The following is an 11,722-nucleotide window of genomic DNA, read 5'->3' as shown; positions in this document are numbered from 1 at the left end:
CGCGCGAACCCGAACATGCTGATTTACCTGCCCATCGCCGAGGTTGCCGTAAACGCGCTGCTGCTTTTGGGCCTTGGCGCGGTGGTCGGCGTGCTCTCGGGCCTGTTCGGCGTCGGCGGCGGCTTTCTGATCACGCCCTTGCTGTTCTTCATCGGCATTCCGCCCGGCGTGGCGGTGGCGACCGGCTCCAATCAGGTCGTGGCCTCTTCGGTTTCGGGGGTGCTGGCGCATCTCAAGCGCAAGGCGGTCGATATTCCGATGGGGCTGGTGCTGCTGGCGGGTGGCGTGGCGGGGGCGGGGGCAGGCATCATCGCCTTCAACCTGTTGCAGGCGATGGGCCAGATCGACCTTGTGGTACAGCTTTCCTATGTGGTGTTTCTGGGCTTCGTCGGCCTCTTGATGGCGCAGGAAGGGCTGCGCGCCTGGCACCGCTCCCGACGCCCCGGAGGCCCGAGGGTGAAGCGGCACCAGCACCACTGGGTCCATAACCTGCCGCTGAAAATGAAATTCCGCGCCTCGGGGCTTTACATCTCGGTGATCCCGCCGGTTCTGGTCGGCTTTGTCGTCGGCGTGCTGGCGGCGATCATGGGGGTTGGCGGCGGCTTCATCATGGTGCCGGCGATGATCTACATCCTCGGCATGCCGACCAAGGTTGTAATCGGCACCTCGCTGTTTCAGGTCATCTTCGTTTCCGCCTTCACCACGCTGGCGCATGCGATCACCAACCAGTCTGTGGATGTGGTTCTGGCGTTCCTCTTGATCATCGGCGGGGTGATCGGGGCGCAGGTCGGCACCCGGCTTTCGGGGCGGCTGAAGGCCGAGGAACTGCGGCTGCTTCTGGCGGCGCTGGTTCTGGCGGTGGCGGCGAAGCTGGCGCTCGATCTCTTGCTGACGCCGGGCGAGCTTTTCTCGCTCTATCCGGGGGGTGGGGGATGATCCGGCTGCTCGCGCTCCTGCTCCTCGCGGCACTTCCCGCCAGCGCCGAAACCGTGGTTGCCGGGCAGTCGCTGGACGAGATCGGCATTACCGCGCGCTTCGACGGCTCCGAAGTGCTGATCTATGGCGCGGTGCGCCGCGATGCGCCCGAACCCGAGGGGCCGCCGCTCGAAGTCATCGTCACGCTCGAAGGCCCGTCGGGTGCGGTGACGATCCGCAAGAAGACCCGCGAGGCGGGGATCTGGATCAACACCGAGCAGGTCGGAGTTGCCGCGACTCCAAGCTATTATGCGGTGGCCAGCACCGGGCCGCTCGCCGACATTCTCGACCCCGCCGAAGATGTCCGCCAGCGCATTTCGGTGCCGCTGGCGGTACGCGCCTTTTCCGGCCCGCTCGAAGTCGACGACGCACGACCCTTTACCGAGGCGCTGCTGCGCATCCGCGAGGCCGAGGGGCTTTATTCGCTGTCCGAAGGCACGGTTCGGCTGGTCGAGGGCACGCTGTTTCGCGCCGATTTCCGGCTGCCCGCGAACCTTGTGGAAGGCACCTACAAGACCCGCATCTTCCTGCTGCGCGGCGGCAAGGTGATTGATGCCTATCGCGCCGCCCTGCCGGTGCGCAAAGTCGGGATCGAGCGCATCCTTTTCGCGCTGTCGCGGCAAAACCCGCTCGCCTACGGGCTGCTTTCGCTGGTGCTGGCGGTGACGGCGGGATGGGCCGCCTCGGCCGCGTTCCGGTTTCTGCGCAGCTGACGGTCAGAATGCCTTGAAGGTCATCGTCGTCAAGGTGCGGCTGATGCCGGGAATGTCGAACAGCGCTTCGCTGAGGTAGTGCCCGACGTCGGCCTCATCGGGCACATAGACCTTGGCGATCAGGTCGTAATCGCCCGAGGTCGAGTAAAGCTCGCTCACCACCTCGCGGTCATAGATCGCATCGGCAACCTCATAGGTCTTGCCCGGCTGGCACCTTACCTGAACGAAAACGCAGCGCATCCATGCCTCCCGTTATCCCGGCCCGAACTTTAGCCGCGCTGGCAGGCGGCGAAAACCCCTCGCGGCCTGCTTCAGCTCAAATATCCCCGCCGGAGGCGTCGCTGCCGCCCGCCGCAAGCACCAGCCCCGCCACCCCGCGCGGCAGATCGTCGATGCCAAGCGGGGCCGAGGGCCGCGCCAGCCGGTTGCGCACCACCCAGAGCAAGCGGTTTTCGGCGCGGGTGATGGCGACATAGGCAAGCCGTTTCCAGAGCGGAATGCCCGCCTCGATGCGCCCCGATTGCGCCGCCGCGTAAAGATCGGGCGCGAACACCTGCACGGTATCCCACTGGCTGCCCTGCGCCTTGTGGATGGTGACCGCCGCGCCATGCAGAAACGCCGCCCCCATCCGCGCCGCATAGGGAATGAACGGCTCTTCGCTGTCGGCCAGCTCGATCTTGATGATCGAGGCGGCGGAAAACCTCGGGTCTTCGGCCCCGACCACATGCAGGCGCGAAAAACCGGGCTTGGTGCCGGGGCCAAGATAGATCACCTGCGCGCCCTTGATCAGGCCGCGCGCCTCCAGATCGATCCGCTTCTTGCGGTGCTTGAGGGGCAGCTCGATGCCGTCGCAGATCAGCGGCTCGCCGGGCAAGAGCGCATCGACCGGCGCGCCATGTGCGGCGCGAAACGCCGCGATCAGCCGCACCCGGGTGACGTTGCGCCAGACCAGCACCGGGCTGCGCGCCATCAGATCGCTCTCCACCCGCTCGGCCCAGACCACGCGCGGGTCGCGCCGCGCCGCATCCTGCACCATCTGCTCGAAGGCCTCGAAGCCAAGGCTCTCATCGCCAAGCGCATGCGCGAGGTCGAGGATCGGGCTGTCTTGCGCCTGCCGGTGGATGCGGGTCAGATCGAGCCTCTGGCCATCGCCGAGCCGGTCAAACACCATCTCGCCCGACTGCCCGACAGGGGCAAGCTGCGCCGGGTCGCCAAAGATCACCAGCGTCGGGAAGATCTCGCGCAGGTCGTCAAACTGCCGCTCATCCAGCATCGAGGCTTCATCGACAAGGCCGATGTCCAAGGGCTCGTCGCGGCGTTTCCAGCCCTTGATGAAATCGGCACCGCGCAACCCCGCTGTCGCCAGCGCGCCGGGGATCGACTTGACCACATCGTAAAACGCTTTCGCGCGGTCAAGCGCCGCCTCGCTTAGCCCCTCCACCTGCGGGCGGCTGCCCTGCCCTGCCAGCCATTCGGCAATGCGTTCATACTGCGGGTCATAGACCGGGGTGTAGAGAATGCGGTGGATCGTTGTGGCGGGCACGCCACGCCCGCGCAGCACCGAAGCGGCCTTGTTGGTCGGAGCGAGAATGGCCAGCGTGCGCCTGTCCTTGCGCCGCCGCCCTTCCCAGTCGCCGGAAACGGTATCGACTCCGGCGGCGGCCAGGGCCTTGCAAAGCTCGGCCAGCAGCATGGTCTTGCCCGATCCGGCTTTGCCGACCACGGCCAGCACCCGGCGGCTGCCGCCTTCGGGCAGCAGCGTGCCGTTCACGAGGTCCACCCCGGCGGCAGCCAGCGCCTCGGAAATCTGGTCCCAGGCTTCGGCCTGATCGTGCGAAAACTGCAAGGCGGGGGCAAGGCTCATGGCGCGGACCCTAACGGCGCGGCCGGGGGCGCGCAAAGCGAAAAACCCTCAGGCAAAAGCCCCGGTGCCAACGAAGCGCAGCCCGCTGCCCTCGCGCAGTTGAAAGAGCGCGTCGAGCCCGCGCGCCCGCGCCAGCGCCGCCCCGGTCTCGGCCCCCAGCACCATCAGCGCGGTTGCCCAGGCATCTGCCGCGCAGCAACTGGGTGCCAGCACGCTGACCGCCGCAACCCCGTTTTGCAGCGGCGCGGCGCGCGCCGGGTGCATGATGTGGCCAAGCCGCGCCGCCCCAACCCCGATCCAGTTTCGATAATCGCCCGAGCTGGCAATGGCGCGGTCGCAGAGTGCCACCGTGCCCGCCAGCCCAGGGCTTTCATATTCCGCAGCCTCGATCGCCACGCTCCACGCCGCGCCATCGGGCCTGGAGCCGCCCGCGCGCATTTCGCCGTCTATGCCCACCAGCCAGTCGGCGATGCCCTGCGCCTCCATCACCCGCGCCATCGCATCGACGCCGTAGCCCTTGGCGATGCCCGAAAGGTCGAACCGCACCGGCGCAAGCCGACGGGCGCGGCCATCGGCCAGTTCCAGCACCTCGGCGCAGGGGCGGCGCGGCTGCCCGGTCAGCGCCCGAATTGCCGCCTCGTCGGGCCGCCGCGCCGGCGGGCCAAAGCCCCAGGCGGCCACAAGATCGCCCAGCGCCATGTCGAAAGCCCCGCCCGAGGCCGCGCCAATCGCCAGCCCTTCGGCCAGCACCGCCAGCAGATCGGCGGGCAGCGCCACCCATGCGCCGGGCGGCGCGGCGTTCAGCCGGTTGAGGTCTGACCCCGGTCGCCAGTTCGACATCTGCCGTTCGACCGCCTCAAGTGCCGCGGCAAGTGCCGCCGTCAGGTCGGCCCCACGCGCGGCCGGGGCATAGCAGACGGCGCTCCATTCGGCGGCCATGGCAGGGCCGCAGAGGGCAAGGCGGCTAGTAGATGTCTTCGACATAGCGGCCCTCGGCCCTGAGCTTGTCCGTGGCAATGCCCTCGCTCGCCAATACCCGCTCGAAGGCGGACCTCACGTCGCGCGCCATCTCGCGGCTGCCCACCACCATCAGCTGCGCCCCGGCCTTGACCATGGCGCGCAGCACCTCGGCATCCGCCTCGATCTTGTCTTGCAGATAGGCCGGATCGGCGGTGCGGCTGAAAGCGGTGACCAGCGCCGAAAGCTTGCCTTCGGCCAGCCATTCCAGCATTTCGCGGCGATAGAGAAAATCCGCAACCGGGTCGCGCGCGCCAAAGTAAAGCCGCATCGGACGGCGCATCTTGTTGGCGCGGATGAAGCCCGCAAGCGGCCCCACCCCACAGCCCGCGCCGACCAGAATGACCGGGTTGCGCCCGCTATCAAGCCGGAACTCCGGGTTCGGCCGCACGAAGGCGGAAATCCGGTCGCCCGCGCGCAGCCCATGCAGATAGCGAGAGCAGAGCCCGTGTTCGTGCTCGCGCACCGAAAACTCCAGAAATCCATCCGCCGAGGCCGAACCGATGGAATAGTAACGCGGCATGTTCGACCCCGGCGGCACGATGCCGATCAGGTCGCCCGCCTCGAAATAGGGCAGCGCCGCGCGCCCGGTCAGTTTCTGCCAAAGCCCGACGCGCACATCGGGCGGCGCGCCAAAGCGCATGACCGCCGAGGGCGCGCCCACCTCGGCACCGTAATCTTGCCGCGAGAGCAGCTCGAATGGCTGCCGACGCGGCGTTTCGGCGATATGCACAAGCCGCAGCCCATGCCCCAGATGCGGGGCGATGCCATCGCCCCAGCGGGCGAATTCTTGCGGCGATTCGCGGTTGATCGTCTCCAGATGCGAAAAGATCGGCCAGCCCTTGGCAATCAGCGCCGCCTCGACCTCGACCGCGAAATAGCAAAAATGCCCGAAGTCGCGGTCGCCAAAGCCAAGCACGGTCACCCCGCGCTTTGGCTTGGCCTTCAGTTTCGGCAGGATTTCAAGGAATTTCCGCGCCGTCGCCGGGGCTGCGCCATCGCCATAGGTCGCGGTCAGAATGAACATCCGCCGATCGCCGCAATGCGCCGCCGAAAGCTGGTTCATCTCGGCCACATGCACGAAATGCCCGGCGGCGGTCAGCGCGTTTTGCAGGGTATAGGCAAAGCCCCAGGTCGAATTGCCCTCGGAGCCGACCAGAATGACCGTGTCGGCATCGCCCAGCGCCACGTTGCGGCGAATGCGTGGCCGCGCCCGGCGGCGACGCCACCAGAGCACCAGACCGGAGTAGGCAAGCACCGGCACCACGAGCGCCGAAGCCCCGGTGAGCAGCGCCAGCCACCAGAGCCCTTGCCCGGTGTGCAGCGCAAGAACCGCCGCATAGACCCGCCGCGCCGGGGAATGCGGCAGCCACGCCACCACCTCACCGCTTGCCTGATCGATGAAGCCCGCGCCTAGGCGGGTCTGCAACTCCAGCGGTTCGAACGCATCGCCCGCATAGGGCAGGATCAGCCTGCGCAGATCGCCGAGATCGACCACGCGCAGCGCCGCCATATCTGCCAGTGGCAACGGTGCCGCGCCGCTGAGTGCTGCGGGGTATGCGGGCTGCGCCTCGATCCCGGTCGGCAGGATGCGAAAGAAAGCCGCCGACATCCATGCACCGCTCAACGCCAGCAGCACCAGCCCCAGAAAGCTCGCGCGGCTGGCCAGAACATGCAGCTTTTGCAGCGGCGTGCCGCGCACCGGCGCGCCAAGCAGGGCAATTCCGCCCATCCGGGTCAGCAGCAGGCGCAACCCCGATAGCGCCACCGCCAGCAGCGCCAGCGCGCCAAGCCCGGCAAGGCCGTGACCCAGCGGCGCATCGCCCATGGCGAAGGCTCGGTGAAAATCGCCAAGCCTTGTGCCAAAGGCCGAGGGCGCATAGGGAGCGATCGGAGCGGCGGTCGCTGGGTCGATGGTCACGCTGAGCGGCTCGTCATCAAGCGCATAATCTACCACCACCCGCCCTGAAGGCTTGCGGGTGATCTGTTCGGCAGCGGGGTAGCGCGCCACCACCGCCGACGCCAGATCGGCAAGGTTCACCGCGCCGCGCGGCGGCACCGAAACCCCGGCACGGTCAAGCGCCGGAAGCGGTGCCAAGAGCGCCCCCGATACCGCCAGCGCCACCAGCAACAGTGATGCGGCAATCCCGGATACCGCGTGAAGCCTGCGCTGCATTCTGATCCCGCGCTGATCTAGAGGTCGAACCGGAGGCTTTTGACGTAACCGCGACCTTCGGCTGGCACCCCTGACGCGGCGCTGACAAGCGGCACTTCGGCATCGGTGCCGTAATCGCGGCCCTCGTAAAGCGTGCTGTCGATGCGCAGCACATAGCCCAGATCAAAAAGCGCATCGGCAAGTTCAACCGTCAGCTCGGCCACCTGGCCGCGCCGCAGGCTTGCGCCAGAGCGGCCATCAGCCTCGGCGGCGCGGTCTGACCCGGCCAGACCGGTAGCCCGGTACCAGTTGCGAAGATGCGAATAGTAGCGCTGCGTGGTGCCGAACACATGCACTGTCTGTGCATATTTGCCTTCCGCATCCACAACATACACTACCGCATAGGCCCCGCCGATGAAGTTCCGCGCCATCGTGGTGGTCAGCCGCACCTCGCGCGCCAGCACCGGCAGCGCCGACACCATGAGCGCCGCGAGTGCAGCAAGGCCATGGGTGACGGGCGATCTGGGCATGCGCGGCTCCGCCAACAGGTTTGGGTGAACCGGCAAAGCTTACGCGAAACAGCGCCGCGCGTGAACGCCGAATTTCGTGACCAGCGCGCGCCAGACCGCCGCAGGGTGCGGCGTCCGCGCGGGGTCAGCGCCCGGGCTTCACATTCCGGCGAGATATTTCAGATAGGCCGAGATTTGCGCAAATTGCGCATCAGTCAGATCGATGAACGACATTGAATCGTTCGTTTCGAGCTGGATCTTCATGTTCACGGGATCCTGGCCGATTATCTTGGGGCCGTCGCGCCCGCCCTGCGCCTTGTCGCCGTGACAGGGGATGCAGCCGTAGCCACCTCTTTCGTTGACCTCGTAAAGCGCTTTGCCCGCGGCAATATCGGGCGGCAGCACATCGCCCTGTGCAGAGCCCTGCGTTGCCGCAAACAGAAGCGCCGCGACGACCGGCAAGATTTTCATGCAAAAGACCCCCATGGTCCTGCGGCCACGGTTAGGGCCGGGGCAGATTCCGTTCGTCAGTCATGTTGGAATGGCACACTGCCACCGCCGCGGCCCGAGACCGCGGCGGATTTGCGTCAACCGCTACCGGCGGTCAGCCAGATCAGGGGTTGGCTTTCAGATAGGCGAGGTATGCCACGACCGCCGCAAGCTGCTCGTCAGTGGCGTCGAACATCATCAGCTCGTTCGACTCGATCTGCCCACGGATCTCATCGGCCGACTTGCCCTGAATGTTCGGGCCAACGCCGACATCGCCCTTGGCCAGCGCGCCGTGGCACTCGATGCAGCCGATCTCTTCCTCGAAAACCAGTTTGCCAGCGGCCTCGAGATCCGTCAGCGCGGGTGCCTGGGCAAACGCGGGCATGGCCAGCGCGAACAGCCCGGTAAGCGCCGTGGCAATCTTCGTGGTCGAATTCATCATTTTCTTTACCTTCTTCTGGCCCGCAGCCGATATGGAAAGCGGGTCTTTGCCGATCCTCTTGCGCTGCACCGCTGGCATCAGCCGCCGCCGCAGTTGCGCCCCCCTGGGCCTGCACATTGCACGAAACCCGTGCGCCGAGGCTGGAAAGGACACATGATGTTTTAAGCATCTTTTGCGCGTGATTCCAACGCGCGCGAATGTCGCAGGGGCAATACATGTTTGCAAAATACGAGTAAAAACCGCTTTTACGCCAAGGCGTTGGCTAATATCTGCACCAAATAACTTTGTCGTGTAGGGCAGATTTTGCGCGCGGGCTGGCCCCGGCGGTGCCCGCGCGCCCTGCCGGGGTCAGTGTGCCGCAGCCTCGTGCAGTTCAAGCAGATAGGCCGACACCTGAGCAATCTCGACCTCGGTCAGCCTGACATTGGCCATTTCCGGCACATTACCCATCGCCTGGGCAATCGCGACCGAATCCTTGCCGCGGATATCGGGGCCGAGCTTGCCTGCGCCACCAAGGCCGTGGCAAGCTTGGCAGCCGATCCGGTTCGCGCCGACGCGGAAGATCACCATACCCGCATCGGCGTCATCCCCGTCTTCAAAGCCCGACAACGGAACTGCGGGCGCTTGCGCAAGAGACGGCGCGGCAACGCTTGATGAAAACGCAATTGCGGCGCAGGCAAGTGCGATACGGTATTTCATTGCTGGTCTCCCTGTTCGGGTCTGGCGGTTCTCTCCCGTTGCGCGCCAGACGGTTGCCGGACCCCAGCCCGCGCTGCCGTACCTCATGCAGCAGCACCCGCTGAGCAAAACCCCCGCCCCGCCCCGCCGCTTCGGGAAGAAACCCGAAAAAGCGAGGCCCGGACGGGGGCTTGCCTAGCGTAACAGATTCGAGGCCCTGCCGCTACTCAGTGCGACTCGGCTTCGTGCAGGGCACGCAGGTAGGCCGCGACCTGATCAACCTCGACCTCGGTCAGCTCGATGATCCCCATGTCGGGAACCGCTTTCATTGCGCCGAGAATGGCGACCGGATCCTTGCCGCGAATGTCGGGGCCGATGATGCCCGCGGCATCCATGCCGTGGCAGGCCTGGCAGCCGACGCCACCGGCAAGTTCTTCGTAGATCTTCTTGCCCGCGGTTTCTTCAGGCCCATAGGTCGGGCGCTTGACCCGCGGCAGCACCTGGCTGATGAAGGAGAAAACGTCATCGCGCTCTTTCGGTTTCAGCGACATGAACGACATCAGCTCGGCACCGCCATCCATCATCGTGTCGAAGGTGGCGCGGATAGCACCCGAGGTAGCCGGGGCACCAACGTCAATGGAACCCTGGCCGATATCGCCGTGGCAATCGACGCAGCCAATGCCCGAACCGACACCGCCCGCATCGTGGTAGTAAATCTGCATGCCGCGGAGTTCCTGCTCGGTCATCTCGTCAAAGGGCAGGAACCATGGCGGTTCCATTTCGGCCAGCGCGGCAGTGCCGCTGCCAACCAGCGCAAGCGCGAGCCAAAGCGAAGCCAGGGGCATTTTGCGCAAGGGCGTATGCCATTCGAATTTCATGTGCTGCTGCATCCGTATCCTCATTTGGTAGTGTCCCGGTCCTTCGACAGGGCGGCACTTTAGCAGCCGAGGCGAATAAAGAAAGTGGGCTGGGCGGGCAAAGGGTGGAAAGATTCGCGACCATTTGCCTCGTCAAAGCCCGCCCGCCAAAGGAAAACCCGCAGCATCTTGCAATGCTGCGGGCCATTTCAGATCAGATCGTAGCCGGTCTTACTTGGCCAGACGGGCAGCGATCGCGGCGAGCGACAGGTCGCGCATTTTTTGCGACTTGATCCCGCCCATGTCGGACATCACTTCGCCATCCCAGCCGTTGTAGGCATAGAAGCCGCCCGAGTGGGTATCGCCACCATGCGGGGTGGGGATCCAGGCTTCCGGCGTGTTGGTGTTCAGATCAAGAACGATGGTTTCCCAGCCGTTCATGTTCGAAACCCAGATCTCGTTCACAGCCGGATCGGGATGCAGGATGCAGTGGTCAACCGAGTTCGCCGAACCGCCAAGGAAGATCGGCTGCTGGAAGAAGCCAGCGCGGGCCGGAACGAAGGTCTTGAGGTCGATCACGCCCAGAACCGAACCGATGTTGTGCGAGCCTTCGCCCTTGCCGTCAACATAGAGCAGGCTCTCGTCCCAGTTCATGCAGGCACCATAGGGGCCAGCCACGCCAGCCGAGGCCGAGCCAACGATCTCGTTGCTTTCGTTGTCGAGCTTGTAGACATGCGAGCCGTGACCATCGACGACATAGGTGAACTTGCTATCGGCCGAGTGGATGATGCCGATCGGGTGGTTGCCGAAGCCCATGACGTTGGTCACGGCACCGGTATCGAGGTTCACCTTGGCCACGCCGGCCGCGCCATGCGCATGCGACGAGCGGATTTCAGGCGAGCCGATCGAGACATAAAGCGTTTTGCCATCGTTCGAGGGCGTGGTGAAGGGGTGACCCATCACTTGCACGTCTTCGTAGGTGATCGACCGCGCCACGCGGTTGTTGTCTTTCGGGTCGAGGATGTGGTGCGGCCCGCCGTCGGCACCGAAGCCCCACTGCAGAACCACGCGATCATTGCCGTCAACGTCGGTCCACGACTGGACGTGGTGCAGACGCTGGGCGCGCGGTGCGCCGCGGAAGCGCGATTCCTGGACCATCAGCTTGTCGATCTTCATCGTGCGAACGTTCACCACCGCGACGTAGGAAGCGAAGCCGGTCGCAGAGGGGTTGGCGACGCCGCTGAACGCGTTCACCGAGCTGTTATCCGCAGATTCGGCGATTTCCGACCAGCCGACATAGGCCCAGGCACCGTCGGGTGAAAGCGCCACGCCATGCGGCGCGCCGCGCATCAGCGAGGTTTTCGCGGTTTCGGCAGCGATGAAGCCGTAAATCGACTCCTTGGTCATCGCGTCGATCAGCTGGAAGCCTGCGAAGCCGCCCGGAAGGGTGCGGTTCGGGTTCGGGTTGGCGTGCGATTCCGAAGTCACATAGACCAGCGGGTGGGCAACCGGATCCCAGGCATCCGGGCCTGAGGAATCGAATTGCGCGACGAGGTAAAGGCCGCCGCGTTCCGATTCGGCGTTGGCCCAAGCAGCAGCCGCGCCGTTTTGCGCAGCGGCAACCGCTTCGGCGTAGCCGGGGTTATCCTTGATCCCGGCGCTGGCAGCAGGGGCCATCGCAAACATCGAAGCGCCTGCGAGCAAAGCAAAAGTAGTGAGATGAAGTTTCATGAGTTGATCCTCTCTTCAATGCGCCAATCACGAACGCTGTGCGTCAACGATCCGCGATGGCGACTACCCGGAATCTAGGGAAGTCCGGCCTCAGCAATATGATTTATATCAAGTTTCCGTGAGATCGAGCACCACAAGGCCTGCGCAAATTGCCGCATGCTTTTGCCTCGTCAAAGCCCGCCCGCCAAAGGAAAACCCGCAGCATCTTGCAATGCTGCGGGCCATTTCAGATCAGATCGTAGCCGGTCTTACTTGGCCAGACGGGCAGCGATCGCGGCGAGCGACAGGTCGC

12 protein-coding genes are annotated in these 11,722 nt (G+C 65.3%); 2 read left to right on the top strand and 10 right to left on the bottom strand.

What is annotated here, in order from left to right; all coding sequences use genetic code 11:
- The first annotated feature begins 15 nt into the window (after window positions 1-15).
- Both Q8J98_RS13580 and Q8J98_RS13575 read left to right on the top strand, forming a co-directional pair.
- On the top strand, window positions 16-936 hold the full coding sequence (locus tag Q8J98_RS13580; protein WP_305294847.1) for a sulfite exporter TauE/SafE family protein: 921 nt from the start codon (window positions 16-18) through the stop codon (window positions 934-936).
- Window positions 933-1,688: a TIGR02186 family protein gene (locus tag Q8J98_RS13575; protein ID WP_305294846.1), complete on the top strand. Its 756-nt coding sequence runs from the start codon at window positions 933-935 to the stop codon at window positions 1,686-1,688. The genes Q8J98_RS13580 and Q8J98_RS13575 overlap by 4 nt, the downstream gene beginning before the upstream one ends.
- A gap of 3 nt (window positions 1,689-1,691) precedes the next feature.
- Here the strand turns inward: Q8J98_RS13575 and Q8J98_RS13570 are convergent, their stop codons facing one another.
- The 10 genes from Q8J98_RS13570 to Q8J98_RS13525 form a co-directional block, all read right to left on the bottom strand.
- Window positions 1,692-1,928, bottom strand: a complete 237-nt coding sequence (locus Q8J98_RS13570; RefSeq protein ID WP_305183714.1) for an Lrp/AsnC ligand binding domain-containing protein — start codon at window positions 1,926-1,928, stop codon at window positions 1,692-1,694.
- 76 nt (window positions 1,929-2,004) lie between these two features.
- Entirely contained in the window at window positions 2,005-3,552 is a 1,548-nt protein-coding gene (locus tag Q8J98_RS13565) for an ATP-dependent RecD-like DNA helicase (RefSeq protein WP_305294845.1), read from the bottom strand.
- A gap of 48 nt (window positions 3,553-3,600) precedes the next feature.
- A complete protein-coding gene (locus tag Q8J98_RS13560; RefSeq protein ID WP_370868095.1) occupies window positions 3,601-4,491 on the bottom strand; it encodes an FAD:protein FMN transferase in 891 nt (296 codons plus the stop codon).
- A gap of 25 nt (window positions 4,492-4,516) precedes the next feature.
- On the bottom strand, window positions 4,517-6,745 hold the full coding sequence (locus tag Q8J98_RS13555; protein WP_305294843.1) for a PepSY domain-containing protein: 2,229 nt from the start codon (window positions 6,743-6,745) through the stop codon (window positions 4,517-4,519).
- A gap of 17 nt (window positions 6,746-6,762) precedes the next feature.
- Window positions 6,763-7,254 carry a DUF2271 domain-containing protein gene (locus tag Q8J98_RS13550; RefSeq protein ID WP_305294842.1) on the bottom strand — a complete coding sequence of 164 codons (492 nt, stop codon included), beginning with the start codon at window positions 7,252-7,254 and terminating at the stop codon, window positions 6,763-6,765.
- 138 nt (window positions 7,255-7,392) lie between these two features.
- Window positions 7,393-7,704 carry a hypothetical protein gene (locus Q8J98_RS13545; RefSeq protein ID WP_305294841.1) on the bottom strand — a complete coding sequence of 104 codons (312 nt, stop codon included), beginning with the start codon at window positions 7,702-7,704 and terminating at the stop codon, window positions 7,393-7,395.
- A 142-nt stretch (window positions 7,705-7,846) separates the two neighbouring features.
- Window positions 7,847-8,164, bottom strand: coding sequence for a cytochrome c (locus tag Q8J98_RS13540; RefSeq protein ID WP_305183708.1), 318 nt, complete (start codon window positions 8,162-8,164; stop codon window positions 7,847-7,849).
- Window positions 8,165-8,512: 348 nt separating this feature from the next.
- Window positions 8,513-8,863, bottom strand: coding sequence for a cytochrome c (locus tag Q8J98_RS13535; RefSeq protein ID WP_305294840.1), 351 nt, complete (start codon window positions 8,861-8,863; stop codon window positions 8,513-8,515).
- A 206-nt stretch (window positions 8,864-9,069) separates the two neighbouring features.
- The gene (locus Q8J98_RS13530) at window positions 9,070-9,720 is read right to left on the bottom strand and encodes a hypothetical protein (RefSeq protein WP_305294839.1); all 651 of its coding nucleotides are present in this window, start codon (window positions 9,718-9,720) and stop codon (window positions 9,070-9,072) included.
- Window positions 9,721-9,930: 210 nt separating this feature from the next.
- Window positions 9,931-11,430 (bottom strand): YncE family protein, encoded by a 1,500-nt coding sequence (locus Q8J98_RS13525; RefSeq protein WP_305294838.1) that lies wholly within the window; start codon window positions 11,428-11,430, stop codon window positions 9,931-9,933.
- Window positions 11,431-11,722: the final 292 nt, after the last annotated feature.

It is taken from the genome of Phaeovulum sp. (genome assembly GCF_030684035.1).
In the GTDB taxonomy this organism is placed as follows: domain Bacteria; phylum Pseudomonadota; class Alphaproteobacteria; order Rhodobacterales; family Rhodobacteraceae; genus UBA6213.
This window is presented reverse-complemented; position numbering and strand designations above follow the sequence as displayed.

Bases quoted from the DNA above. Each gene is read 5' to 3' on its own strand.
- Q8J98_RS13580 (WP_305294847.1), top strand. From the start codon at position 16: ATGCTGATTTACCTGCCCATCGCCGAGGTTGCCGTAAACGCGCTGCTG.
- Q8J98_RS13575 (WP_305294846.1), top strand. From the start codon at position 933: ATGATCCGGCTGCTCGCGCTCCTGCTCCTCGCGGCACTTCCCGCCAGC.
- Q8J98_RS13570 (WP_305183714.1), bottom strand. From the start codon at position 1,928: ATGCGCTGCGTTTTCGTTCAGGTAAGGTGCCAGCCGGGCAAGACCTAT.
- Q8J98_RS13565 (WP_305294845.1), bottom strand. From the start codon at position 3,552: ATGAGCCTTGCCCCCGCCTTGCAGTTTTCGCACGATCAGGCCGAAGCC.
- Q8J98_RS13560 (WP_370868095.1), bottom strand. From the start codon at position 4,491: ATGGCCGCCGAATGGAGCGCCGTCTGCTATGCCCCGGCCGCGCGTGGG.
- Q8J98_RS13555 (WP_305294843.1), bottom strand. From the start codon at position 6,745: ATGCAGCGCAGGCTTCACGCGGTATCCGGGATTGCCGCATCACTGTTG.
- Q8J98_RS13550 (WP_305294842.1), bottom strand. From the start codon at position 7,254: ATGCCCAGATCGCCCGTCACCCATGGCCTTGCTGCACTCGCGGCGCTC.
- Q8J98_RS13545 (WP_305294841.1), bottom strand. From the start codon at position 7,704: ATGAAAATCTTGCCGGTCGTCGCGGCGCTTCTGTTTGCGGCAACGCAG.
- Q8J98_RS13540 (WP_305183708.1), bottom strand. From the start codon at position 8,164: ATGATGAATTCGACCACGAAGATTGCCACGGCGCTTACCGGGCTGTTC.
- Q8J98_RS13535 (WP_305294840.1), bottom strand. From the start codon at position 8,863: ATGAAATACCGTATCGCACTTGCCTGCGCCGCAATTGCGTTTTCATCA.
- Q8J98_RS13530 (WP_305294839.1), bottom strand. From the start codon at position 9,720: ATGAAATTCGAATGGCATACGCCCTTGCGCAAAATGCCCCTGGCTTCG.
- Q8J98_RS13525 (WP_305294838.1), bottom strand. From the start codon at position 11,430: ATGAAACTTCATCTCACTACTTTTGCTTTGCTCGCAGGCGCTTCGATG.